The organism is Staphylococcus caprae (assembly GCF_003966625.1).
Taxonomy (GTDB): Bacteria; Bacillota; Bacilli; order Staphylococcales; family Staphylococcaceae; genus Staphylococcus; species Staphylococcus caprae.
Genome location: NZ_AP018587.1, coordinates 996,443 through 1,020,322, shown reverse-complemented (window position 1 = coordinate 1,020,322; position 23,880 = coordinate 996,443). Strand labels below are relative to the sequence as shown.

The window sequence follows — 23,880 nt, the reverse complement described above, 5'->3', positions numbered from 1 at the left end:
TTGCATTTAAAAATTAATATTTAGGGTATAAATTTATTAAGTGAATTAATGTTTTTAAGCGATAGATTTCTGTGTTGTATCCCCCCTCTTGCATACAAATAAATAAGGAGGTCATTTTGATGAATAATATTGAACAAAAATTTTACCAAAGTAAACAATTCTTCAAAACCAATAAAACCAAGGAACTTAAATTTCGTAAACATCAATTGAAAATTTTACGCAAAAGTATTAAAAACCATGAAAATGAATTACTTGAAGCACTCGAAAAGGATTTAGGTAAAAATAATGTAGAGGCATATGCTACAGAAATTGGCGTACTTTTAAAAAGCATTAAAATTGCTCGTAAAGAGTTAAAAAATTGGACTAAAACAAAGCAAGTGGACACACCACTATATTTATTCCCGACTAAAAGTTATATCAAAAATGAACCTTATGGCACAGTCTTAATCATAGGACCTTTCAATTATCCTGTTCAATTAGTTTTTGAACCTTTGATTGGCGCTATAGCTGCAGGAAATACTGCAATTGTAAAACCATCAGAACATACACCTAACGTAGCAACAGTTATCAGAAATGTAATTGAAGATTCTTTTGACTCTAATTATATCTCTGTTGTCGAGGGCGGGATTAATGAAACTCAGACTTTAATCCATCTACCTTTTGATTATATGTTCTTTACGGGTAGTGAAAAAGTTGGCAAAGTTGTTTATGAAGCTGCAGCTAAAAATTTAGTACCTGTAACTTTAGAATTAGGTGGCAAATCACCAGTAATTGTTGATGACACTGCTAATATTAAAGTAGCTAGTGAGCGAATAAGTTTTGGTAAGTTTACAAATGCAGGTCAAACTTGTGTTGCTCCAGATTATATACTGGTTGATCGCAAAGTTAAAAATGACCTTATTGATGCATTAAAACAAACTATCACTGAATTTTATGGAAAAAATATAAAAGAAAGTCCTGATTTTGGAAGAATTGTTAATGAAAAACATTATAATCGTCTAAATGAGTTACTAGAAATTCATAAAAATAACATAGTATTTGGAGGGAAAAGTTCCAAAGAAGATTTATACATTGAACCTACAATACTTGAAAATATCAATGTTCAAGATAAAGTGATGCAAGAAGAAATTTTTGGCCCTATACTTCCTATTCTTACTTATGACAGCTTTGATGAAGCAATTGAAATTATTCAAAGCAAGCCTAAACCTTTAAGTTTATATTTATTTAGCGAAGATGAAAATGCGTCTCATCGTGTATTAGATGAACTATCATTTGGTGGTGGTGCAATTAATGATACGCTCATGCATGTCGCTAACCCTAATTTACCATTTGGTGGTGTTGGTGCCTCAGGTATTGGACAATATCACGGTAAATATTCATTTGACACATTTAGTCATATGAAATCATATACTTTTAAGTCAACTCGATTAGAATCAAGCGTCTACTTCCCTCCTTATAAAGGTAAATTTAAATATATCAAAGCCTTCTTTAAAAATTAAAAATCATTTGAATTAAGCTCCACATGTACATGGTCGATTCATTACATGTGGAGCATTTTATTAGAAGAGCACACATACTCCCTCAGGCGCACTTTCGTGATCATCTATGAAAGTGAGTTTCCCTGTAACATCATCTCGTTCAAATACTGTGACTTTGGAATCCCCTTCTTGATGTGCACAAACGATATATTTATCATCTGGAGTAATATTAAAATCCCTTGGGAACACATCTCTAGTTGTTTGTATATCAACGATTTTCAATGATTTACCATTATCTACAAGTTCATAAATAGCTATACTATCATGACCACGATTACTTACATATAGATGCTTTTGATCGTGAGACAATCTAACAGCAGCTAATTTTGTTTCCTCTTTAAAATCTTGCGGAATTGTTAGATGACGTTCAATTTCTTTAAATTCACCATCATGATATTCTGTTACACTAACATAATTCGATAATTCATGAACCACGTAAGCATATTTACCATTATCATTGAAAGTAATGTGTCGTGTACCATCCGCTTCTTGAAATTGTGAAACTGCATATTCTTTAAAGCCATTTTCTCCATATGTATAAGTGACAATTCTATCTGTACCTAAATCCGCCGCCACAACATATTTATTATCTGGTGTTTCACTTAAAAAATGGACATGTGAATCTTCTTGTCGCTCATGTGGTCCTGTAGGATAATCATGTTCTAATTCTTCAATCAGTGTTTCGATTTCTCCAGTATTCTTATTTAATTTATATAATCGAGCGATGCCAGCACCATATACTGCTTCAAATAAATAATTACCATCTTTAGAAACCTGAATATAGCAACCTGTTCCATTCTTAGATACTAAGCATTTATTAATTAATTCTAATTCACCGTTATTTTTAATTTTGAAACTTGCAATGCCACAATCTTCTTCCTCTTTTGTTATTGCATATAAGAAATTTTCATTTCTAGTAAGATAGGTTGAAGCTTCAATTTCATATCCTGTTTCAACGTTTTTAATAGTCCCCTCTAATTCATTTAATTCAAAACGGTAAATACCTTTACCATTTTTCTTTGTATAAGAACCGATGTATCCAATAGTCATATTAACCCCTCCATTAGATTGATGTTGTTTTAATTTTAACTTTAACTATGATTAATTTACAATTAAAACTTGTTCACTGGTAATAACTCTAGATAAAAAATTCAAGTATTGATATTCTTGATTATGTTATTTAAAACAAATCATTTATTTACTCTTATAAAGAAAGTTGAGTGAACCTTTATGGTTTTTCTAGCAATAGCTATTTTTGTTATAACTTTGCTCTTTGTTATTTGGCAGCCGAAAGGTTTAGATATAGGCATTACTGCTGTTATCGGTGCCATTATAGCTATAGTAACTGGTGTTGTATCATTTTCCGATGTTATTAAGGTTACCGACATAGTTTGGAATGCTACATTAACATTTGTAGCGATTATATTGATATCTTTAATTCTAGATCGAATTGGATTCTTTGAATGGGCTGCTTTACATATGATTACCGCTTCTAAAGGTCACGGTTTTAGAATGTTTATATTGATCATGACTTTAGGCGCTATAGTTGCAGCTTTATTTGCAAATGATGGTGCTGCACTTATACTCACACCCATTGTATTAGCCATGGTGAGAAGTCTAGGATTTGATAAAAAAACTATATTCCCATTTATCATAGCTAGTGGTTTTATCGCAGATACTACTTCTCTCCCACTTATTGTGAGCAATTTAGTAAATATTGTTTCTGCTGATTATTTTAATATCACATTTATTCAATACGCTTTAAAGATGATGATTCCTAATATTTTTTCATTTTTTGCTAGTGTTCTTGTACTTTGGATTTATTTTAGACGTTCACTACCAAGGTCTGTAGATATTAATCATTTAAAAACACCTCGATCAGTCATCAAAGATAAAAAACTTTTTAACATCTCATGGATTGTGCTCATTGTTTTATTATTTGGTTATTTAGTGAGTGAGTTTATTAAAGTACCTGTAGCGTTTATTGCATTAGCTGTTGCCTTTATTTTCTTACTTCTAGCAAGTCGTTCAGAAGCCGTTCGTACTAAAGAAGTTTTAAAAGGCGCACCTTGGAATATTGTGGTATTTTCAATAGGAATGTATCTCGTAGTTTATGGATTGAAAAATGTAGGTATCACTTTAGTATTAGGAAATATTTTACATTCCTTTTCAGTTCATGGACTATTGAGTAGCATTATGAGTATGGGATTTATAGCAGCGTTTCTTTCATCGATTATGAATAATTTGCCAACTGTTTTAATTGATGCAATCGCTATTTCACAATCAAATTCTACCGGTTTAATTAAAGAAGGTATGATTTATGCAAATGTTATTGGCTCTGATTTAGGTCCTAAGATTACACCTATTGGATCTTTAGCGACACTATTATGGCTCCATGTGTTAACTCAAAAAGGTATAAAAATTTCTTGGGGAACCTATTTTAAAACAGGAATTATTGTTACCCTCCCTGTACTATTTATAACGTTGCTAGGACTATATTTTACTCTAATTATTTTTTAAAATTTAACATTCACCTCTTGCTGACTATAAAACTCAAAAATATAGTCAGCAATTTTGTATTGCAAAACAGAACAAATGTTCGTATAATGATTTATATCGGATGAGGTGATTGAAAATGACGTATATAAATAAAGAAACAGATTATCGAAACATTCCACGTGAAATGTTAGATAAGAATATACCAGCTGGTCGAGGCATGGTTAAGTGGGCAGCATTTATTATATGTACTAATCTCATAAAAAAATCTAATTTAATAGGGTTCAAACATAATATATATGTAAATTATGTTTGAACCCTATATCTATTTATTTTTTACTAATATCATTTAAAATGGCTCGCAATTCTTCAATTTCTTTGTTATTTAATTCTTCATTTTTCGCAAAATTTAGCACTAAACTTTTCATGTCCCCTCCATACAGTTTATTAAGAAAGGTTTTAGCAGTTTTCATTTTAATATCGTCTTCTTTAATATTTGATGAGTAAAAATAAATATTCTCTGATTTGTATCGTTTTATAATCTCTTTTTTATATAGTCTTGTGATTAATGTTCTAATCGTTTTATCGCTAACTTCTTTATATTTTTGAATTTCAACTACAATTTCATTAGCTGATACTGATTTTTTATCCCATATTATATTCATAACATCCCATTCAGCCATAGATATTTCAACTTGCTTATTGGCCATTTAAAACACCCATTTCTTTTAATATTTTTTCACTGATTAATTCAGCATTTTTCCCAGACGGGTTTCCATCTGATAAATGTGTAGCAAAATAATACTTATCATGATTTGTAATTACGTAACCTACAAACCACCCATTATTATACTTCCCGTTTACTATACCTGTACCTGTTTTCCCATACAGTTCATACTTTTCATTTTCCTTAATCAATAATGAAGAAGATAATTGATTCTTTGCTTTTTTACTAAAATGGTTATTTTGTTCCATCATATTTTTAAAAACTATTACTTGTTCAAGATTAGATATTTTCAAACTATCTTCCATCCAATAGTTTTTATAACTTCCCAAATTTTCATTACCATAATTTAATTGCTTGAGTTGAGCCGCAGTATAGTTCTTTGGTATTTGATTACTAATACGTTCGAAGTACCAATTAACTGAATTTTGCATTGCTGTATTTAAATCTTGTTCCTTATTCCAAGACTCGAAAGGATAATGTTTATGATTCCATGACATACGTGAATTTTTATCACTTATGATATGACGGTCAAGTCCAAACATCGCTAAATAAATTTTATAAGTTGAATCAGGAGAATATCTTTTTCTACTTTCTTTTTCATTATAAATATAGTATTTGTCTTTCTTCATGCTGTACATGACGAAAGATCCACTATTTGAACCAAAATTTTTACTTTCATCTAAAATTTGGTGATCGTTCTGTAAGGGCTTTTTATAATTATAATCAGTTATGGATTGTCCCATCAAAAACTGGCTTTGAATTACTATGAGCAAAAAAGTAAAAATACAAATAAAAATTGGAATTAATTTAGACTGTTTTTTCAAATTGGCTTCTTTTATATTAATTAATCTTCTTTTGAGTAATGACTTTTTACCATTAAATGAATGGCTTAATATATTTTTATTAAAAAATGGAATATTTAATACGGAGTCCATAATAGATTCCGCATAAGTTTTAAATTCATTTTTGTTAATATTATTAAGAACAAATCTATCGGCTTCTACTTCATTGTCATGAATTATCTTTCTTTTTACAATATGTATTAATGGATTGTAACTCATAACAATAGAGAAGATATTAAAGATAATTAAATGTAAAGTATCTCTATTTTTAGCATGAGCATATTCGTGCAGTATTATATATTTTAGTCTTTTATCAATTACACTTTTAAAATATGAACTAGGAATCAAAATAATATATTTCCCATACCAAAAAGTTATTGGAGATTGAATAGTCTCTGCTTTTCGAATCACAATACTTTTTTTATATTGATGGTTGAAAAGTATCGTATCTACTTTATTTTTTTCATTTTCGTTTAGATAAAGTGACTGTTTCTTTAAATATTTAAGATATAATAAGGATTTCAAAAATTTAAAACTTAAAATAATAACTAAAACTATCCAAACAACTGTGCAGATATTATCAATTGAATCCCAATTAAACTTATGGATATCTGTTGTGAACTCTTGAATAGGTTTGGTGGTATTTATGTTATGGTTCAAGTCGTGTGACTTACTTTCAACTGTGGGCGCTTGATTATTCACATTATTAAATTTTATAAAAGAGAATTTAATTGGGATAAAAGGTATTAATCCAGCAAGCACAGTTAGATACCAAACTTTATAATTTAAACTATAATTAAAATAGCGTTTTAATATGTAATTAAAAAATACTAACAATAGAAATATAAAACAAAAGCTTACTACGCTCGTTATTAGTAATTTAGCCATTTTGACACCTTCTTTCAAATATTTATAATAAACTATTGACACAAATATTACAAATGTAATATTATTTATTCATAAAAATTATATTTGTAATATTGGAGGGTTTATTTTGAAAAAGTTAATATTTTTAATTGCAATTGCTTTAGTTTTAAGTGCATGTAATTCAAACAGTCCACATGCCAAAGAGTTAAATGATTTAGAAAAAAAATATAATGCTCATATTGGTGTTTATGCTTTAGATACTAAAAGTGGTAAGGAAGTAAAATTTAATTCAGATAAGAGATTTGCCTATGCTTCGACTTCAAAAGCGATAAATAGTGCTATTTTGTTAGAACAAGTACCTTATAATAAGTTAAATAAAAAAATACATATTAACAAAGATGATATAGTTGCTTATTCTCCTATTTTAGAAAAATATGTAGGAAAAGATATCACTTTAAAAGAACTTATTGAGGCTTCAATGACATATAGTGATAATACAGCAAACAATAAAATTATAAAAGAAATCGGTGGGAACAAAAAAGTTAAACAACGTCTAAAAGGACTAGGAGATAAAGTAACAAATCCAGTTAGATATGAGATAGAATTAAATTACTATTCACCAAAGAGCAAAAAAGATACTTCAACACCTGCTGCTTTCGGTAAGACTTTAAATAAACTTATCGCAAATGGAAAATTAAGCAAAGAAAACAAAAAATTCTTACTTGATTTAATGTTAAATAATAAAAGCGGAGATACTTTAATTAAAGACGGTGTTTCAAAAGACTGTAAGGTTGCTGATAAAAGTGGTCAAGCAATAACATATGCTTCTAGAAATGATGTTGCTTTTGTTTATCCTAAGGGCCAATCTGAACCTATTGTTTTAGTCATTTTTACGAATAAAGACAATAAAAGTGATAAGCCAAATGATAAGTTGATAAGTGAAACCGCCAAGAGTGTAATGAAGGAATTTTAATATTCTAAATGCATAATAAATACTGATATAATTCTATCTTTCATAAAAATTCATAATATCGTAGAACATATATATTATTTATAATTATATATGTTCTATTTTTTGTGTTCACATTAATTTTAAAAGAGAAAATACCATTAACATACCTAACATTATAATTCCAGTAACTATAGTTATAAAATCTCGATAATCTTACTCAGCTTTTCTATCTAGAAAATAACTTATTTTGAATTAATTAATCACCTTAACAAATTATATAATCCTTGCCGAAAAAGAACATACGTTCTATAATGATGATGAGGTGGTTAACATGATTCCAAATCCTAATGCGCCAGATGAATATAAATATGAAACTGATTATAGAAAAATACCAAGAAAATATTTAAAACCTAAAATCCCTCAAGGGCGGGGAAAAATCAAATGGCAAGCTTTTGCGACTCTCCCAAAACAGTTTGAAATTTTAGAGCAAATCATAATGAATCAAGATAAAGTTGAAAAACCATTGCTAACATATGATTCATTAGATAATTTAGATCAGATTTTCCAAATAAAAATTAGAAATGATGAGTTATGTACAATCACATATTGGGAAGACGGTAACATTTCAAAATATACGGGAAAAATTTTAAAAAAGGATGAAATTGGTAATACATTTTCCTTTTCTGATACTAACAATAATATATATAATTTAAATAATACTAACGTTTGTAGTATCACTTAGCACTATTTAAACTTTTTAAAAGCTTAAATAGTGTTCTTATAATTACCTTTTTCGAAATACTTCTAGCAAAATCATTATAAGTATGATACTGATATTAAATATATTATTTTTATCACTGAAAAAAATTTCTACTACTTGGAAAATTGATAAAAGACTTATTATTAACAAAAGTTTATTTAATTTTTCGCTTCTTTCTTCTTCCTTATATGACTGCTCCAATTCAATTAGTGATAATTCTTCTTTGTTTAATTCTTCAATATACTGAGGAGATTTAAAATCATTATTATTCTTTAGATACAAATATAAATATAAACTAGGTAAAAGCTCTGTTCTATAAATAATTGCAATAGATCTCTTGAAATTTAGTATCCATTGTCTAAAATATAGGGCTTCTTTTTTTCCATTTAAATTATATTGTTGATACCCATACAATTGTAATTCATTTAACATAGTTTCTAAGAAAAAGAAATTAGCAGAACTACTGAAATAAATTGCCATTTGAGAACATTGTTCTAAAACATCTCCTTCTTGCTCATTCATCCAAACTACAAAAATTGATGCTTTATTCAAGAAATTTATATAATTATCGCTATAACCATCTTGCCTAAAATGTTTACTTTTTCCTTCAAATGAAAAAATAGGCGCATTTACTAACCACTCTTGAATTTTCACATCCTCATAAAAAGGATCATCAGTAAATTCATTTTCATTAGCTAAATAATAAACTTCAAAGTCCATATTTTTAGATACTTTATATTCAAAAATATCCTTACTATTATTTTTTATAATTCTATTAATTTGCCTAGAAACATCTCTAATATTTTTACCATGTCTATTGCCATACAATTGATACTGTCTTTGTCTATTATTATTTTCTTGATTAATTAGAGGATATATCGTATCTTTTACATATGAGAAAGTACTATACAAGTCGCTTCCAAAGTCTATACTCTCTAAATCTTCAATGATTTCTACAACAAATGTACCATTGTTAAATATAGTTAAGGTTAAAAAAAATAAATTTAAAGTGTTATCATGAGTAATTTCAATATGTGGAGTGAATATATATTTTTTATATTTGTATCCATGTATATTTTTTTGATCAAACAATCCTTCATTAATATTTACATTAGTAGCAAATTTTTCTAAAAATTTTTCTAGTTTTTCGTGATATTCTTTTGTATGTCTTTTATATTTTCCAGGTAAAACCCAATAATCATAATTTACCTGGGGGTTGTCAGGAGATAAAATGCGTATAACTCCTTTTACATTCAATAGAATTTCCTCAATTTTTTCAAACCAAGGGTTCATGTTATTATCTTTTATATTTATAGCAGTAGCATATTGATATGTTACTTTATAGCCTTGTAATTTATTAATATCTTCAAGAATCTTTTCATTTTTATTGTCCATTATTTTAAATATCCTCATATAACCTAGAATATAAAACGCTAATTTCTTCTTTCAACATTTTTTTCTCTTTTTCTAAAGAATTTACTCTTCTTTTTAAAGAGGAAATTAACGCATCTTTACCGTCATTTTTATTTTTATGAACAAATATTTCATTGTTTTGTTCACGTAACTTCTCTATTTTCTTTCGAATTTTATTATTTTTATATAATGTAGCTTTAGAAACTTTTGAATGTTTAGAAACGATATTAAAGTTAATTTCTTTATTTTTTTGAACTAAATCATTTATTGCTTTATCAACTTTTTTCTCGGTTTTAACTTTTCGTTCTGCATGTAACTGTTTTAATTGTTCTTGTCTATTAAATTTTTCCATTTTAACCTCTATACTTTTATTCTATTACTTCTCCCGAATATAATGTTTCCATCTTTTATATTACCTAGTATTTCTTCATATTTATTTAATATATTAGTGTGTTTTTCAACCATATCTTGCCTATTATTATTTTTAGCTAATTCTATAGATTTGACCGTTGATTTGATATGTAATTCATATTTTTCAACATCTAAATCAGAAAATCCAATAGCTAAATCCTTACATGGTTTCCCAGAATTACAAGTTAGGCATGGCGGAGCTTCCATGTATGGACAATCGCCGCTCAATCTAGCATGACAAGTACCATAAGGATTGTCCATTGCATTTAATTTATGTTCTTGCCATAAAGAATTCAATGCTTTTTCAGATAGTTCACTACTATGCTGTATATTTTTAATTTTACCGTCAACATCAAAACTAAAAGCTCCTTGATCAATAACTGATTCAAAAGCCTTTCTTTTTGTATCATCAAGTAACTTAGCATATCTTAGAGTCATTTCTGGTGAGGAATGTGCTAATAATTCTTGTATAGTTAATATATCTGCTCCACCATTTAACAATTTTACTGCATAGGTATGTCTAAATTGATGAGTTTTGAAATGGAAGATTTCTCCTTGTTCATCAATAATATTTTTAGTTTTTGATAAATGATTTAAGTGTGCCCTGACCATATGTTGTGTATAGGGCATTCCCTTTCTTTTTCCTTTATGAATAGCAAAAATATAATTATTAGGATTATTATCTTTTGTACTTTTAATTTTAGAATCGGCTATTAAAACTGCTACTATATCAGCTAATTTATTATCAATTGGTATTCTATGTCCTTTAACAAAAGTTTTAGCAATATCTGTTATTATTGAATACTTTCCATTAACTTTTGCAAGGCAATTATTTTTTAATGTCAATACATCAGAAATTCTTAATCCCGTTTTAAAAGCTATCCAAACTACAGGTATTAAATCTTTGTGCAAATCATTTATATGCTCAAAAAGCTGTTCCAATACAAAATCTGGGATATAATCAATTTGGCTACTATTTTTCTTTTCGTGTTTAGGTAAGTCTTGTGGATAAATTAAAAATCGTATATCTTGGTACGGTGCTATAGCATAGTTTTGAGTTATAATATCGTTTAAGAATCTTCTAATTGTTTTTAATTCTTCTCTCACAAAGTTCTTAGTACTTCGCAAATTTTTATTAGCTGCATATTCAAATAAAAATTCTATATATGATTCGATATGACATCTATCTAGTTCGTTTAAACTATTCCTTGTTTCTTCATTTTTAGTTATATTTTGAAAAAACCTAGTTAAAACTCTTATATAAAACCTTGCTGTAGCAAATACTATATCACCAGTTATCAAACGTTTTTTTAAATATTTTTTTGCTGATTCTCGCATTTTAATTGACTCAATTTTTTCAAAGTTTAAATAATTGCCAGTTAGTGTCTTATTATAACTCAATCCATATTTTTCTAAATTTCTAATATCCCATTTATCTTTTTCCCATTCTTCTCGCTTATCAATGAACTTAATTAGATTAATGTACATATTCTTTAAAAAAGAAGCTAGCCCACTTTTGTATTCATAATCACCAAAAACTATTGTTGATGATCTTCTTTTTATTGGTATATTATTTGCAGTCAACCAATTAAACCAGTGCTTTTCTAATATATTTATATCACAATCAAGTAAAGAATTTAAATTTGGATAAACTTTATTAAAGAACTCAGCAATCTTATTAATCTTCACTGCTCCAGTATTAAATAAATTAGATAAAGACCAATCCTCTTTAACTATCAGTTTCAAAAAAAGGTATTTAAATTCTAAATTCAAATTTTTATTTTTAATCCTAAAGAAAACATTTTTTCTTTTGTCTCTATAGTTCTTGATACTATCTTGAAATTGCTTGAATTTGTTAAAAGCTGAAATGTGCCACTCATCATTTTTAAAAAAGTAATCATCATATATTTCAGTTATTAAAACCTCTCCTTTTATATTGATGGCTCTACTTTGTAATGTACATAATTCATTAATAATAGTACTGTTTGTAGGTAAATTAATTGGTATTGACATAGTCATTCCCCTTTATTAAAAACTTGAAATTGATGCTTTACTTTATTCCAATCTTCGCGTATATCTTCTTCAGTAGGATGAACATATAAATTAATAGTCGTTTGTATATTACTATGACCAAGTCTTTCTTGAACTTGTTTAATATCCTTAGTTTCATTATAAAAAACAGTTGCATGTGTATGGCGAAATAAATGAGGGTGAACATTTATAGATGTTTTATGTTTTAGCCTTTTAAATAATGAACATATATCGCTATAATTCATAGCTTCTCCTACATTTCTCCCCTTTATTTTTACAAAAAGATAATCAGAACATATTGAAAGTTCGTCAATTATTTCGTAGACATAATCATCATATAAATCAATTAACGATTGAGAAATAAATATTTTTCTTTCACCAGTTTTTAAATAAGTACCATTGTCATTTAATCTATTTTTCAAAACTATTTGATGGCCTTTTCTAAAGTCAAATTTAATATCATCAATACGTAATGATAATACCTCACCTATACGTAATCCTGTTTCATATAATAATTGTATTAAGAATTTATCTCTAATATTATTAGTTTCTCCTAATAATTTCTTAACCTCCGCATTAGTTAATACTTCTATCTTTTTCTTTGGTTCTTTAACTTTCAAAATATTTTTCAACGTTCTATAGTCCTTATTTACGTGATGCATAAAACTTTTATATTTTTTAGAGTATTTACTTTCCATATGTATAAAATCATAGAAATTAACATCTAATTTTTTGCTCCTATAGAGATAATCATAAAAATTAGATACTACGGTCATAGTCAGATTAATTGTCTTAGGACTAATGCTTATTTCTTTTCGGTGATAAGAGAGGACATTCTCATTTTCAAAAGGTTTTTTCATCCATCTTATAAAATCAACAAAGTTATCAAAACTAACTTCTTTATAGCATATCTTTTTATTTTCTAAGTAAACAAAAAATTTTTTTAGCGCATAGGCATAGGTTTTCTTGGTATTTAAACTTTTCTTAACACTATCCAGATACTTCAAATATCTTACTGCATCTACTATAGGTTCATTATTACCATCTAAAATCATAAAATTGATACCATTCTTAGATTTTACTTCTACTATTTTCATAATAATCTCATTTCTAAATTTAATAGTATAAGTATACATTATTTCAACTCTTTTTACATCCTACATATTAAACTTATTACACATAATAAAAAAGACTATTTAATATTTTTACTTTGTTTATTTTTTCTTAAAACATGATTCATTTTAAACAAAATAGTCTATATTCTTTAACATATATATAACCATTTGCTACATTACCAGAGCAGTTTGAAACAATTCATCAATATATGATTGACCAAAATAAAATAGATAGACCTGTGCTTTCAGATGACCAACTGGCTCAATTAAATATACGCTTACATGAGGCTTTACAAAAATCCCAACCTGTTAATATCAAATTTTATAAAGAAGGCTACATTGATTTTGTTCAGCTTAATATACATCGCATAGATTCGTTGAATTTTGAAATTGAAGGTATAAAACCTAATACTACATACCATCAAAAGGTTTCAATCTTAGATATTATTGATATTACCTTCGCATAAAAAAAGTTGGCAATAGCTTAACTTTGAGCCATTGCCAACCATTATTTAAAAATCAGCTAGTATACACTTAACTAATTAATTATTGTTTTCGATATCTGAAACAATTTCTTTTGTTTTTCTTTCAATATCTTCGAAATCTTTTTTGAAAATATAAGCAAAGGCAACAACACCTACGCCTACAACAACTGTAGTAATAGCTAATAAGCTAAATACAAATTTAAATAAACCTTTAATAAAGTTCCACATTACTTTTCACCTCTAAAATTAATATGCATATCTACAATTCAATATGATAGCATACTTATCTTCTTCGATAAATAAATACCCGTTTCAAAAATGATTATTCTCAATATAAGTAAGAATTATGGTAATATGACAAATAAAGATTAATTTAATTATTTTAAATCTAAATAATAATAGCTTAAATAATAAAGTATCATGCGTATTAACTTAGCCACCATGATTTAACTGAATCAGCAATTGCTCTACAACGATCTGTAAACATAGAAATCACTCCCATAAATATTAAAAATTCCCCAACTAAAATACAATTCGATTGTATTATTTCAACTAATGTAATGCAATTAACATTAAGTTAATTTCCTATTACATTAAAGTAAACATTTGAAAAGAGAGGATGTTCTGAATGCAAAGCGTACAATCTGATATTATGACTCATCGTGGTTCCCACTACGATTTAGGAGTTGAAACAGCAAAATGGTTACAAACGACTCCCCTTTTAAAAAATCGTGAAAAGGAATGGAGAAAAAGAAATCCTCGCTTTGATATAGATGTAAAAGAAACATATCATATCTTTCAAACATATGCTCCGAAAATATGGGATGAGCTCATTGGTATGCAAGATGTGCTTAACCTTCCAACTAAACAGATCATCCTAAATTTTGGTCATTACCGCTTTACAGATTTAAAAGACAGTGGTTGTACAGTTTTTAAGGGGACAGACTATTTAATACGTAATTATGATTATCACCCAGCAACATATGATGGTAGATATTTACTTTTCCAACCAAATGATAGTGGTCTGGCTCAAATAGGTCCTACTTCGAGAGTGACAGGCAGAATGGATGGGATGAATGAATGCGGACTAGTAATGGCTTATAATTTTATGCATCGTAAAAAGCCGGCCAACGGTTTTGTTTGTTATATGATAGGCAGACTTATTCTTGAAAATTGTAAAGATGTTCATGAAGCTATTCGACTTTTAAAAGAAATCCCTCATAGAAGTTCATTTAGCTATATTTTAATGGATAAGAATTTAAACTATGCGATAGTTGAAGTGACACCACGTTCAATTAATGTGAGATATGACCCAATATGTACAAATCATTTCGAATTATTAACCCATGAAAATCGCAATTACACAAAAGAGTCTAAAGAGAGATTAGAGCGAGTTATCAAACATACGAATCACACTATTACTAAAGAAGATGCTTTCAAATTATTTAACGATCCACAATATGAGATATACAGTAAACTCTTTAGAAGTTGGTCTGGCACCATTCATACATCTATTTATGAACCAAATACATTAACTGCTTGGATGGCACTCGGTGAGAATAACCATGCTACTGAAATAAACTTTTCAAAATGGTTAAATGGCGAAGATTTAAACATTGATTATTTCAGAGGTGAAATTGACACTTCTTTGACTTTCGCAACTTATTAAAGTTTTATTTCGGGCTAATGCGTGATGAATAAATATTAAAATAACCCTTAAAATGAACTTTTAAATACATTCATTTTAAGGGCTATGATACTTAGAAAATGGTACTGTCCGACTAAAATTAATCAACAGTTATATCACCATCAACAGTATAAAACTCTAAAATATTATTACTTTTACCTACTTTGCCTTCTTTAAAGTACTTATTGTTAACAACTTTTTTACCTCGACCAGGATGTAATTTGAGTAATGTGTCTTTAGGTTTTTCTCCGAAGTTATATTTAATATCACCTTGTTTCGTAGAGGCTTTAATATCATTTGAAGATTTCATATTCTTCATAAGAATATCACCTTTATTCAATAAGAATATTGAATCTTTCAATTGGCTATGATTAACTAATATTTTGCCTGAATTCATTTTTATATTACCTTTTTGAACAGTAGAATCATTAATATTGGCTTTTCTACCAGAGCTACCAAAATTTAAATTATTCAAATTTGAATTATCCATTGAAAAAAGACGGTGATTGATAACAGTCGTATTCTTTACCTTCAAATTTTTTAAATGGATATCACCGATAAGCGAATCTACACTCAAGTTTTTCAGTTCTTTATCTGGAACTTCTAAAGTGAGTTTTTTCTTATTTCGATGAAAAGGATTAAAATTTAAACCATAGCCTCTGTTAGTCGCTCGCTTTTCTGTTACTTTTAGTGTGTTTCTTTTTTTGGAGACAAAAATATCATTATCTCCTTTATAGTCGATTTTAAATTTTTTACCTTCTATAACATTTATTTCTGAACCTATTGTATTTACAGATACATTACTAAAATTGTTACTAAACGTTTTGTAGTAATTTTGCTTTTCATAAATAGCTTTATCAAAAGCAAACCATGTTACCGTTCCACCAATAAAAAACACAATAAATATAATTAAACCGCTAATGAAAAGCTTCTTCATTCTCTAACGCTTCCTTTAACTGTTTTTATGTACCATAGTAAATATCTTAAAATCAGTTTATGTACTATATGCATAATTTTAAAGGTTAAAACAATAAAAATAATTCCTAGACCAGCCAATGAAATCGAAAATAATATATTACTTATTGAGTTATGAAAACCATTAAGTAATGAATAAACGATTAATATTATAGGAGAAAATAAAAGACAAATTGATAAAAACAATAAAATCAAAAGAAGTAATGCGATAATCACGACAGGTATCAATATAATAAATATCGATAAGATGCCCAAACTTAAAGATGCAAAGATTGCCTTAGCTATATTTTGAATCGTAGGTTTAGAACTAGCGTAACTAATAGCACTTTTTGCCTTAATTTCTTTAGCTATGTCATAAGGGTCCTTTAATTTTTTTACAATTTGCTCTTCATTGTTGCCCTTGAGTTCCTCTTCATAAAAAAGATTTTCATACTCGTACATCTTATTATCCTTTTCATTTCTGGGAAGCTCATCCAAGGCTAATTCTAATTCATTTAAAAAAGTAATCTTATCCATATATTGTCACTCTTCCTGAATTTGAATTAAAGAATATGTAATAGCGTACATTCCTCAACTAAACTTATTTACTGAAGAATTCTATTCTTTTTACTACCTCATCTTTATAAAGTATGCTTAGCTTCATTTTATGCTCACGATCTATATATGTAATTGATTTATAATGCTTACCAGCAATATTTCTTTTATAGCTGTCTCCGAGTTCGTCTATTACTTCATCAATCGAATCGCCAATTTTAATGCCAAAATTTGTTTTAACATTTTTATCTTTAACTAGAACAATACCTTTTATAGTATGGTTTTTATTTTTTACTTTAACTGTTAAATCTTTATGATTTTCATCGTTATAAAATTTAAATCTATCTAATTTAACCTTCTTATTTAATACATATCCTTTTTCTTTAAAATGTTCATTCAAACTAATGTTGTTAATAGTATAATTGGATAAATCTACGGTCTTAATACTTTTATAGTACATAATTCCGAATAGTAAAATGATTGCTCCAATCAAAAAAAGGGTTGAAATCACCCATCGATTTTGTATTCGCACTTGAGTCACCACTTTCACTCTTGTTCTAACTAATATAGCATAAGGAATTTTGAGTTTCATCTAACAACTTAGTCACATTGTGAATCACGTTCGAATTAAGTTAATTAATATCTTTAAAGTTTAAAAATTGTTATAATATTCTAAATTATCAAAGGAGGTTACTTATATGACAAGTTTACAAACATATTTTAATAGAAGTCAGTCGTTAGAACAGTACATTGAACAAATGAAAGACAACAAAGAGAATTTATTGTCAATTTACAAATCTTTTAGCCCCCCTACAAATGATGAGCGTATAAAGCAATTACAACAAACAAATTATTCCAAGGTATTAGTCATCACTGAAGACTGGTGTGGAGATGCAATGATGAATCTCCCAATATTAAAACAAATCAGTGAAGTATTAAACCTTGAAGTTAAAGTTTTTCATAGAGATGATGACACAAATCTCATTGACCAATACCTAACTAACGGTAAATCAAGATCTATACCTATATTTGTATTTATGAATGATTCATATGAACAAATCACTGTATGGGGTCCAAGAGCTAAAGAAGTTCAAACATTCGTCACTGAGCTTAGAAATGATAAATTGCCAAGTAAAGACCACCCTGATTATGATGACAAAGTAAAAGAAACGCATCTATTAATTTCCAATAGATTTAAAACCGATTCTTCATTTTGGAAAGCAGTATATAACTCAATCATTACTAAACTTTTGTATAAATAGAAATACTGAGGCATGTGCCTCAGTATTATCTGATTAAATATCTCTTTTAGCAGCATATAGAATGTCAGCAATAAATAATATAACGATTGAAGCAATTGAAATAAACCATTGCCAATGTGAGAATTTAATGTCTTCTGTCATTTTCTCAGTTAAGTAAGTGAATGGGATATACTTAAATGATTTTTGGATATCGTCACCAATGTGCGGGATTAAACCTATGAAAGGTTGTACGAATGGGACGATAAGTAATAAGAAAATCCCTAAAGTAAAGATTACTGCTGGCTTTTCAATAATTAACGTTAGTAATAATAAGAATAGTCCAAAGAATAGGAAGAATATAAGGTAAAACCAAATATTATTTAAGAATTTATCTCCATCAACGTTTGTACCTTTAGTAAATGCTTGAATAATAATGATTATAAGATAATGAAGTAACGTAAATAAGAGAGAAATTAACACTATTGAAATTGTTTTAGCAATAATGTATCCAATTCTACTACTTACCTTACTCATGTATAACTGAATCGTACCTTGAGAGTAGTCTCTAGTGATAGTTTTGATGATAAATAATAATCCAGCGAATAAGAATAACCAGTTTGCTAATATGAATACCATATTATTATCTACTTGGTGAGTCTTAGCGAATGCAGCTTGCATACTTGCTTGGAAGACAGTCATTCCTATAACTAGTATCAATGCAAGGTATGTTAAAGGACTTTTCAAAATACTAATTAAATCATATTTGACTAGTTGTAAAATTCTCATTATTTATCACCTCTCTGATTAATATTAAAGTAAGTATCACGTAAAGAGCTTTTGCGTGTTTCAATATATTTTGGATAAACCTCTTTTTGAGATAATGATTTAAGTAGTGGTTTATAATCTTTTTGAGCTTTAATCATTATTTCACCAGCATCTTTTTGTGACTGTTGTACTTTATAATGTTCAGTTAGATATTCTAATGTTTTGTTGAAGTCTTCATTTTCCACAGTAATAATTGTAGTGTCTTCAGGGCCACCATCTTTCATGTTCACATCTTGAACAAAATGACCATCTCTTAGGAATATCGCTCTATCACAAATTAACTCAATATCTTCTAACTTATGACTAGAAATTAAAATTTTCATTTCTAATTGTTTTACTAAAGATTGAATTGTTTTTAATACATCGATTGAACCATCAGGATCCATGCCGTTAGTAGGTTCATCTAATATTAAATATCTTGGTTTATTCATAAGAGATACAGCTATTGCTAATTTTTGTTTCATACCCATTGAATATTTTTTTACTTTTTTCTTAATGTAAGGTCTCATACCAAAAGCATCGATAATATGATCTGAGTACTCTTTATCGAAACCTTTTCCTAATACTTGAGCAAAAAGTTTCAAATTATATAAGCCAGACTTATTATCATAAAGTTTAGGATGTTCAATTAAGAAACCTACATTTTCGTCTTTAGATAAATCTACTTTACCTTGATAATTGATGATATTACCATTCATAATTTTCATCAAAGTTGTCTTACCTACACCATTTTTACCTATAAGACCAACAATTTGACTGTTTGCAAAATCAAAGTTGACATCATCTATGACTGTATTTTGTCCATATTTTTTAGTAATACGTTCTAATTTCATAATAGACCTCCCTCTAGTGATTAGTTTTTAAATTTTTTTATTTGAATCACGTAATTAATAATTAAACAGATGATGCTTATCATCAATAATCCATAATTTAAAAAGTATGAATAAATAGTAGGGATATGACTATCATTTCGAGTAATATAATTAATCAAAATGAATATAGCAGAAAGAATAATCGGTAATACAATCATAATTCCGAATACATATCCTATATAAGGTACGTCCTTATTCTTTTGTTCTGTACTTTTTCTAAAAGCGATTGGAATAGAAAAGAAATTCGCTATTATAAATGAATATGTTGTTGAAAAAGATATCGAATCCGTTTTAATCGTATTTGTTTCATATCCATATAGACTAATGATTAAAGCACCAATCAAAGTTAATACTATGCAACTGATGTAGTTGGCATTGAGTAAATCCTTTTTTGAAACTGGCAAACTACCAAAGAACAAGTAAGACTGTGAACCACCTAGCCTGCGATTAATCCTAAATAGATGTCCAGCATCGACTAAACAAATAATCGTTAAAATGACACCCATCGGACCAGATATAACAGAGAAGACTAGATGATGTTTATCAATTAAATGATAAAAAGGAAAGAATAGTAATAATAATCCATAAATTAAAAGTGTCCATCGTCGAAGTTTAATGTTTCTTATTAGAAGTTGTTTCATAAACTTTTCTCTCTTTGTTGATAATATTTAAAGTCTTTTTTCTTTTTATTTTTCTCTAAGTAAATCATTAATTCTTCGATTGTAGGATTTTTAATTTCTATTCTATTTCCAAATAACTCTTTAAACGTTTGATAGTGTTCAGTAAGGCCTATGTAGCCAGTTTTTCTTATTTCTTTATATATTAATAATTCCTCCAACTCTTGATCTAGGTCTTCATTGGAACCACTAATCACTTTATATTTTTCAAACAATTTGTCTCTAGACTCATTGAAAATAATCTCTCCATCTCGTAGATAAACAATATAATCTGCTATTTTCTCTAAATCTGAAATAATATGTGTAGATAAAAACACTGTTTTATCTTCATCAATCAATTCTTGTTGTATAATCTCAAGTAATTCATTCCTTACAAGAGGATCTAAACCAGATGTAGGTTCATCTAGAATGAATAGTTCTGCATGATGACTAAATGCAACTGCTAATGATAACTTCATTTTCATTCCAGTTGAGAATGTTTTTATTTTCTTATTGTAAGGAAGTTGGAAAAACTGAAGATAATTAATAAATAATTCATGATCCCAATCTTTATAAAATGGTGCGACTATATTTTCTAACTTTTTAGCTGTCCATTTATCATTAAAATACGTCTCTGAATAAACAAAACCTATTTTATTTTTAATTTCAACAGGATCTGTCTTCATATTTTTTTCAAATACAGAAATTTGACCATTTTTAGATTGAATTAAATCCATAATTAAGCGAATAACTGTTGTTTTACCAGCGCCATTCCCACCTATAAAACCTGTTACAAAGCCCTTAGGAACTTCAAAGGAGATATCTTTTAACTGAAATTCGCTCGTTTGATAACTTACTTTTTTAAGCTCAATCGCGTTCATCAGTCTTCCTCCTCATAAATTAAAGTTAATATTTCTATCAATTCTTCTAAGGGCATCCCAATTGTTTTCGCCTCTTTAGACATTGTTTTCGCTAAATTCTCAATGACAAAGAATTGTTTCTCCTTAAGAATTGAATTATCTTGCTCCTTAACAAAGGTTCCTTTGCCTCTTATAGTAGTCACAAATCCATCCTTTTCTAAATCTTCGTAAGCTCGTTTAGTAGTAATTAAACTCACTTGCAAATCTTTAGCTAACTCACGCATTGATGGAAGGTGTTCGCCAGGAGCAACATAACCTTTTAAAATATTTTCTTTAATTTGTTGCTTAATTTGTTCATAAATGGGTTGTTCACTGTTGTTTTTCAAAATTAATTTCATTGATGTCCCCCTTTTCTTTCTGTATATACATAATATATACAATATACACAGATTTGTAAAGTGTATATATCAAATTACTTACAAATAAGTGCTTTCTAATGAAAAATTGAGTATAAAGTATATACACAAAAAGGCTTAAGCAAAGTAAACACTTCACTTAAGCCCATTCATTTCAATCAATTATTTCTTTCGACGCTCATTACTTCTATTTAGAAAAGCACAAATCATAAACATGATTGCTGCAAGTAGAAGTTTAATCCCTTGCGATTCGTGTCCTGTTGCTTGTAAATAGTAACCTACTACAAAAAGCACAACCGCTAAACCTACTAATATTTTAGTTAAGTGCTTCATCATTTCACCTCAATACAATAAAAATTATATCAAATAAAAGTTTATCAATGAAGTTATCTAGAAGAATTTATTGCTTTAGGGTTTAATGTACCAATATAAAACAAGCCTTATATCATCGCTTTATAATTAGGATTAATAAAATATTGTTTGCTGTATATTTAGTGCAATGTTATAATTTAATTGTATCCACGAATTATACTACACAACCCCAGGTCTGGTACCAGCAGACTTGGGGTTTTTTGTGTTCGGTCATCTCTTGTCTTTCCATTTAATTTCTAACCATATTCGAAAGACAACAAGTACGCCACCTGTAATCAATGTTATTAAACCGTCTTGCCACCACGTCATTATACTACACCTCCCAAATTGATTAGTGTCATATAAGATGATGACCTAACAATATTCTAACATAAAAACAGAACGTATGTTCGATTATGATTAGAAATTTTTCTTTTTTCATTCTTTGTAAACAATACTTTATCTTTAACCAAATTAAAGATAATATATATATAAACACTTTATTAAAGAGAGGTTAGAAAATGACGAGCCCTTTAGCCGAAAATCTAAACAACGATTTAAAACAGTCAAGCATAGAAGTATATGAGATGTTGTCTAACTTAGGAAAAGAAATGTTCTATCCTAAAGGCATCTTATCTCAATCTGCCGAAGCTAAAAGTACGAAATACAATGCAACAATCGGGATGGCAACTAATAATAACGGTAAAATGTATGCTGATTCATTAAATCATATGTTTAATGATTTAACTCCTGATGAAATTTTTCCATATGCACCACCTCAAGGTATCGAAGCATTGCGCGACTTATGGCAAGAGAAGATACTTAAAGAGAATCCTGATTTGACTAAGGATGTTATCAGTCGCCCAATTGTAACTAATGCATTAACTCATGGCTTATCATTAGTTGCTGATTTATTTGTAAATCCAGATGATACGATTCTTTTACCTACTCATAATTGGGGTAACTATAAACTCGTATTTAATACTCGACATAATGCAAACATTCAAACATACCCTATTTTCGATGATGAGGGTCATTTTACAACAGATTCACTTGTTGAAACCTTACAAAACTACAATAAAGATAAGGTAGTTATGCTCTTAAATTATCCAAATAATCCAACAGGTTATACACCTAACGTTGAAGAAGTTAAAACAATCGTTAGTGCGATTCAAGACCTTGCTAATAAAGGTACAAAGGTCATTGCAGTTGTTGATGATGCATACTATGGTTTATTTTATGAAGATGTATACACGCAATCTATTTTCACTGCATTAACTCAAGTGAATTCTAAAAATATTCTGCCTGTTCGTCTCGATGGTGCAACAAAAGAATTTTTTGCTTGGGGCTTCCGCGTTGGTTTCATGACTTTTGGTACTGAAAATGAAACTACAAAAAATGTTCTCGAAGCAAAAGTGAAAGGTCTAATTAGAAGTAATATTTCAAGTGGCCCACTACCTTCTCAAAGTGCAATTAAGCACGTGTTACAGCATCATGATCAATTTGATAAAGAAATCGACGAAAATATACAAACACTTAAAGAACGTTATGAAATTACAAAAGAAGTCGTATATAGTGAACAGTATGCAGACTATTGGAAAGCATATGATTTCAACTCTGGATACTTCATGGCATTAAAAGTTAATCACGTAAATCCTGAAACCCTACGTAAACATTTAATTGATCACTATTCAATAGGTATTATTGCATTAAATGACACAGATATCCGTATTGCATTTAGCTGTGTTGAAAAAGAAGATATTCCTCATGTTTTTGAATCTATTGCCAAAGCAATTGATGATTTGAGATAAATGAAAGAAGAGTTA

General features: G+C 28.3%; 26 protein-coding genes and 1 pseudogene. 9 read left to right on the top strand and 18 right to left on the bottom strand.

Going from position 1 to position 23,880, the window contains the following annotated elements; all coding sequences use genetic code 11:
* Positions 1–119: 119 nt before the first annotated feature.
* Entirely contained in the window at positions 120–1,499 is a 1,380-nt protein-coding gene (locus JMUB898_RS04845; protein WP_002445413.1) for an aldehyde dehydrogenase, read from the top strand.
* Positions 1,500–1,559: 60 nt separating this feature from the next.
* On the opposite strand, the gene pglS is transcribed toward JMUB898_RS04845, so the two are convergent.
* Positions 1,560–2,588 carry a 6-phosphogluconolactonase gene (pglS, locus tag JMUB898_RS04840; RefSeq protein WP_126501937.1) on the bottom strand — a complete coding sequence of 343 codons (1,029 nt, stop codon included), beginning with the start codon at positions 2,586–2,588 and terminating at the stop codon, positions 1,560–1,562.
* 180 nt (positions 2,589–2,768) lie between these two features.
* On the opposite strand from pglS, the gene arsB reads away from it, so the two are divergent.
* Both arsB and JMUB898_RS04830 read left to right on the top strand, forming a co-directional pair.
* A complete protein-coding gene (gene arsB, locus JMUB898_RS04835; RefSeq protein ID WP_002445410.1) occupies positions 2,769–4,058 on the top strand; it encodes an arsenite efflux transporter membrane subunit ArsB in 1,290 nt (429 codons plus the stop codon).
* Between the two features lie 115 nt (positions 4,059–4,173).
* Positions 4,174–4,350, top strand: coding sequence for a hypothetical protein (locus tag JMUB898_RS04830; RefSeq protein WP_126501936.1), 177 nt, complete (start codon positions 4,174–4,176; stop codon positions 4,348–4,350).
* Between the two features lie 13 nt (positions 4,351–4,363).
* Here the strand turns inward: JMUB898_RS04830 and blaI are convergent, their stop codons facing one another.
* Positions 4,364–4,744: a penicillinase repressor BlaI gene (blaI, locus tag JMUB898_RS04825; RefSeq protein WP_001284652.1), complete on the bottom strand. Its 381-nt coding sequence runs from the start codon at positions 4,742–4,744 to the stop codon at positions 4,364–4,366.
* Entirely contained in the window at positions 4,734–6,491 is a 1,758-nt protein-coding gene (gene blaR1 / locus JMUB898_RS04820; protein ID WP_126501935.1) for a beta-lactam sensor/signal transducer BlaR1, read from the bottom strand. The genes blaI and blaR1 overlap by 11 nt, the downstream gene beginning before the upstream one ends.
* A 106-nt stretch (positions 6,492–6,597) precedes the next feature.
* On the opposite strand from blaR1, the gene blaZ reads away from it, so the two are divergent.
* Together blaZ and JMUB898_RS04810 are read left to right on the top strand one after the other, a co-directional pair.
* Positions 6,598–7,443 carry a penicillin-hydrolyzing class A beta-lactamase BlaZ gene (gene blaZ, locus JMUB898_RS04815; RefSeq protein ID WP_000733270.1) on the top strand — a complete coding sequence of 282 codons (846 nt, stop codon included), beginning with the start codon at positions 6,598–6,600 and terminating at the stop codon, positions 7,441–7,443.
* Between the two features lie 310 nt (positions 7,444–7,753).
* Positions 7,754–8,164 (top strand): YolD-like family protein, encoded by a 411-nt coding sequence (locus JMUB898_RS04810; RefSeq protein ID WP_000612778.1) that lies wholly within the window; start codon positions 7,754–7,756, stop codon positions 8,162–8,164.
* 42 nt (positions 8,165–8,206) lie between these two features.
* Here the strand turns inward: JMUB898_RS04810 and JMUB898_RS04805 are convergent, their stop codons facing one another.
* The 4 genes from JMUB898_RS04805 to JMUB898_RS04790 are packed head-to-tail and all read right to left on the bottom strand — an operon-like array spanning position 8,207 to position 13,134.
* Positions 8,207–9,577 carry a hypothetical protein gene (locus tag JMUB898_RS04805; RefSeq protein ID WP_002489582.1) on the bottom strand — a complete coding sequence of 457 codons (1,371 nt, stop codon included), beginning with the start codon at positions 9,575–9,577 and terminating at the stop codon, positions 8,207–8,209.
* A 4-nt stretch (positions 9,578–9,581) separates the two neighbouring features.
* A complete protein-coding gene (locus JMUB898_RS04800) occupies positions 9,582–9,947 on the bottom strand; it encodes a DUF6262 family protein (RefSeq protein ID WP_000410573.1) in 366 nt (121 codons plus the stop codon).
* Positions 9,948–9,955: 8 nt separating this feature from the next.
* On the bottom strand, positions 9,956–12,019 hold the full coding sequence (locus tag JMUB898_RS04795) for a tyrosine-type recombinase/integrase (RefSeq protein ID WP_000026848.1): 2,064 nt from the start codon (positions 12,017–12,019) through the stop codon (positions 9,956–9,958).
* A 2-nt stretch (positions 12,020–12,021) separates the two neighbouring features.
* Complete coding sequence (locus JMUB898_RS04790; RefSeq protein WP_002489584.1) at positions 12,022–13,134, bottom strand: tyrosine-type recombinase/integrase; 1,113 nt, start codon at positions 13,132–13,134, stop codon at positions 12,022–12,024.
* A 182-nt stretch (positions 13,135–13,316) separates the two neighbouring features.
* On the opposite strand from JMUB898_RS04790, the pseudogene JMUB898_RS04785 reads away from it, so the two are divergent.
* Positions 13,317–13,619, top strand: a pseudogene (locus JMUB898_RS04785) (YolD-like family protein); the annotation flags it as partial.
* 75 nt (positions 13,620–13,694) lie between these two features.
* Here the strand turns inward: JMUB898_RS04785 and JMUB898_RS04780 are convergent.
* Entirely contained in the window at positions 13,695–13,865 is a 171-nt protein-coding gene (locus tag JMUB898_RS04780) for a hypothetical protein (RefSeq protein WP_002435939.1), read from the bottom strand.
* A gap of 400 nt (positions 13,866–14,265) precedes the next feature.
* Between JMUB898_RS04780 and JMUB898_RS04775 the strand changes: the two genes are divergently transcribed.
* Complete coding sequence (locus tag JMUB898_RS04775) at positions 14,266–15,306, top strand: C45 family autoproteolytic acyltransferase/hydrolase (RefSeq protein WP_044466842.1); 1,041 nt, start codon at positions 14,266–14,268, stop codon at positions 15,304–15,306.
* Between the two features lie 118 nt (positions 15,307–15,424).
* On the opposite strand, the gene JMUB898_RS04770 is transcribed toward JMUB898_RS04775, so the two are convergent.
* The 3 genes from JMUB898_RS04770 to JMUB898_RS04760 form a co-directional block, all read right to left on the bottom strand.
* The gene (locus tag JMUB898_RS04770; RefSeq protein ID WP_044466843.1) at positions 15,425–16,261 is read right to left on the bottom strand and encodes a DUF4097 family beta strand repeat-containing protein; all 837 of its coding nucleotides are present in this window, start codon (positions 16,259–16,261) and stop codon (positions 15,425–15,427) included.
* Positions 16,258–16,815 carry an HAAS signaling domain-containing protein gene (locus JMUB898_RS04765; protein ID WP_044466844.1) on the bottom strand — a complete coding sequence of 186 codons (558 nt, stop codon included), beginning with the start codon at positions 16,813–16,815 and terminating at the stop codon, positions 16,258–16,260. Before JMUB898_RS04765 ends, JMUB898_RS04770 begins: the two co-directional genes overlap by 4 nt.
* Positions 16,816–16,879: 64 nt before the next feature.
* Complete coding sequence (locus JMUB898_RS04760; RefSeq protein WP_037541850.1) at positions 16,880–17,365, bottom strand: hypothetical protein; 486 nt, start codon at positions 17,363–17,365, stop codon at positions 16,880–16,882.
* 166 nt (positions 17,366–17,531) lie between these two features.
* Between JMUB898_RS04760 and JMUB898_RS04755 the strand changes: the two genes are divergently transcribed.
* Positions 17,532–18,095, top strand: a complete 564-nt coding sequence (locus tag JMUB898_RS04755) for a thioredoxin family protein (RefSeq protein ID WP_002445400.1) — start codon at positions 17,532–17,534, stop codon at positions 18,093–18,095.
* A 33-nt stretch (positions 18,096–18,128) separates the two neighbouring features.
* On the opposite strand, the gene pmtD is transcribed toward JMUB898_RS04755, so the two are convergent.
* The 7 genes from pmtD to JMUB898_RS12765 all read right to left on the bottom strand — a co-directional run bounded on the left by pmtD (position 18,129) and on the right by JMUB898_RS12765 (position 22,384).
* A complete protein-coding gene (pmtD, locus tag JMUB898_RS04750; protein ID WP_002445399.1) occupies positions 18,129–18,860 on the bottom strand; it encodes a phenol-soluble modulin export ABC transporter permease subunit PmtD in 732 nt (243 codons plus the stop codon).
* The gene (gene pmtC, locus JMUB898_RS04745; protein ID WP_002445398.1) at positions 18,860–19,732 is read right to left on the bottom strand and encodes a phenol-soluble modulin export ABC transporter ATP-binding protein PmtC; all 873 of its coding nucleotides are present in this window, start codon (positions 19,730–19,732) and stop codon (positions 18,860–18,862) included. The genes pmtD and pmtC overlap by 1 nt, the downstream gene beginning before the upstream one ends.
* Before the next feature lie 20 nt (positions 19,733–19,752).
* Positions 19,753–20,412: a phenol-soluble modulin export ABC transporter permease subunit PmtB gene (pmtB, locus tag JMUB898_RS04740; RefSeq protein ID WP_002445397.1), complete on the bottom strand. Its 660-nt coding sequence runs from the start codon at positions 20,410–20,412 to the stop codon at positions 19,753–19,755.
* Complete coding sequence (gene pmtA / locus JMUB898_RS04735) at positions 20,409–21,308, bottom strand: phenol-soluble modulin export ABC transporter ATP-binding protein PmtA (protein ID WP_002445395.1); 900 nt, start codon at positions 21,306–21,308, stop codon at positions 20,409–20,411. The genes pmtB and pmtA overlap by 4 nt, the downstream gene beginning before the upstream one ends.
* A complete protein-coding gene (gene pmtR, locus JMUB898_RS04730; RefSeq protein WP_002445393.1) occupies positions 21,308–21,685 on the bottom strand; it encodes a PSM export ABC transporter transcriptional regulator PmtR in 378 nt (125 codons plus the stop codon). Before pmtR ends, pmtA begins: the two co-directional genes overlap by 1 nt.
* 180 nt (positions 21,686–21,865) lie before the next feature.
* A complete protein-coding gene (locus tag JMUB898_RS04725; protein WP_002445392.1) occupies positions 21,866–22,036 on the bottom strand; it encodes an SE1626 family protein in 171 nt (56 codons plus the stop codon).
* A gap of 249 nt (positions 22,037–22,285) precedes the next feature.
* On the bottom strand, positions 22,286–22,384 hold the full coding sequence (locus JMUB898_RS12765) for a Trp-rich small protein (protein WP_002445390.1): 99 nt from the start codon (positions 22,382–22,384) through the stop codon (positions 22,286–22,288).
* 191 nt (positions 22,385–22,575) lie between these two features.
* Between JMUB898_RS12765 and JMUB898_RS04720 the strand changes: the two genes are divergently transcribed.
* Positions 22,576–23,865: an aminotransferase class I/II-fold pyridoxal phosphate-dependent enzyme gene (locus tag JMUB898_RS04720; RefSeq protein ID WP_002445389.1), complete on the top strand. Its 1,290-nt coding sequence runs from the start codon at positions 22,576–22,578 to the stop codon at positions 23,863–23,865.
* Positions 23,866–23,880 lie beyond the last annotated feature (15 nt).

Excerpts from the sequence above, each read along its gene's own strand:
- JMUB898_RS04845 (WP_002445413.1), top strand. The coding sequence starts at position 120 with ATGAATAATATTGAACAAAAATTTTACCAAAGTAAACAATTCTTCAAA.
- pglS (WP_126501937.1), bottom strand. The coding sequence starts at position 2,588 with ATGACTATTGGATACATCGGTTCTTATACAAAGAAAAATGGTAAAGGT.
- arsB (WP_002445410.1), top strand. The coding sequence starts at position 2,769 with ATGGTTTTTCTAGCAATAGCTATTTTTGTTATAACTTTGCTCTTTGTT.
- JMUB898_RS04830 (WP_126501936.1), top strand. The coding sequence starts at position 4,174 with ATGACGTATATAAATAAAGAAACAGATTATCGAAACATTCCACGTGAA.
- blaI (WP_001284652.1), bottom strand. The coding sequence starts at position 4,744 with ATGGCCAATAAGCAAGTTGAAATATCTATGGCTGAATGGGATGTTATG.
- blaR1 (WP_126501935.1), bottom strand. The coding sequence starts at position 6,491 with ATGGCTAAATTACTAATAACGAGCGTAGTAAGCTTTTGTTTTATATTT.
- JMUB898_RS04810 (WP_000612778.1), top strand. The coding sequence starts at position 7,754 with ATGATTCCAAATCCTAATGCGCCAGATGAATATAAATATGAAACTGAT.
- JMUB898_RS04805 (WP_002489582.1), bottom strand. The coding sequence starts at position 9,577 with ATGGACAATAAAAATGAAAAGATTCTTGAAGATATTAATAAATTACAA.
- JMUB898_RS04800 (WP_000410573.1), bottom strand. The coding sequence starts at position 9,947 with ATGGAAAAATTTAATAGACAAGAACAATTAAAACAGTTACATGCAGAA.
- JMUB898_RS04795 (WP_000026848.1), bottom strand. The coding sequence starts at position 12,019 with ATGTCAATACCAATTAATTTACCTACAAACAGTACTATTATTAATGAA.
- JMUB898_RS04790 (WP_002489584.1), bottom strand. The coding sequence starts at position 13,134 with ATGAAAATAGTAGAAGTAAAATCTAAGAATGGTATCAATTTTATGATT.
- JMUB898_RS04780 (WP_002435939.1), bottom strand. The coding sequence starts at position 13,865 with ATGTGGAACTTTATTAAAGGTTTATTTAAATTTGTATTTAGCTTATTA.
- JMUB898_RS04775 (WP_044466842.1), top strand. The coding sequence starts at position 14,266 with ATGCAAAGCGTACAATCTGATATTATGACTCATCGTGGTTCCCACTAC.
- JMUB898_RS04770 (WP_044466843.1), bottom strand. The coding sequence starts at position 16,261 with ATGAAGAAGCTTTTCATTAGCGGTTTAATTATATTTATTGTGTTTTTT.
- JMUB898_RS04765 (WP_044466844.1), bottom strand. The coding sequence starts at position 16,815 with ATGGATAAGATTACTTTTTTAAATGAATTAGAATTAGCCTTGGATGAG.
- JMUB898_RS04755 (WP_002445400.1), top strand. The coding sequence starts at position 17,532 with ATGACAAGTTTACAAACATATTTTAATAGAAGTCAGTCGTTAGAACAG.
- pmtD (WP_002445399.1), bottom strand. The coding sequence starts at position 18,860 with ATGAGAATTTTACAACTAGTCAAATATGATTTAATTAGTATTTTGAAA.
- pmtC (WP_002445398.1), bottom strand. The coding sequence starts at position 19,732 with ATGAAATTAGAACGTATTACTAAAAAATATGGACAAAATACAGTCATA.
- pmtB (WP_002445397.1), bottom strand. The coding sequence starts at position 20,412 with ATGAAACAACTTCTAATAAGAAACATTAAACTTCGACGATGGACACTT.
- pmtA (WP_002445395.1), bottom strand. The coding sequence starts at position 21,308 with ATGAACGCGATTGAGCTTAAAAAAGTAAGTTATCAAACGAGCGAATTT.
- pmtR (WP_002445393.1), bottom strand. The coding sequence starts at position 21,685 with ATGAAATTAATTTTGAAAAACAACAGTGAACAACCCATTTATGAACAA.
- JMUB898_RS04725 (WP_002445392.1), bottom strand. The coding sequence starts at position 22,036 with ATGAAGCACTTAACTAAAATATTAGTAGGTTTAGCGGTTGTGCTTTTT.
- JMUB898_RS12765 (WP_002445390.1), bottom strand. The coding sequence starts at position 22,384 with ATGACGTGGTGGCAAGACGGTTTAATAACATTGATTACAGGTGGCGTA.
- JMUB898_RS04720 (WP_002445389.1), top strand. The coding sequence starts at position 22,576 with ATGACGAGCCCTTTAGCCGAAAATCTAAACAACGATTTAAAACAGTCA.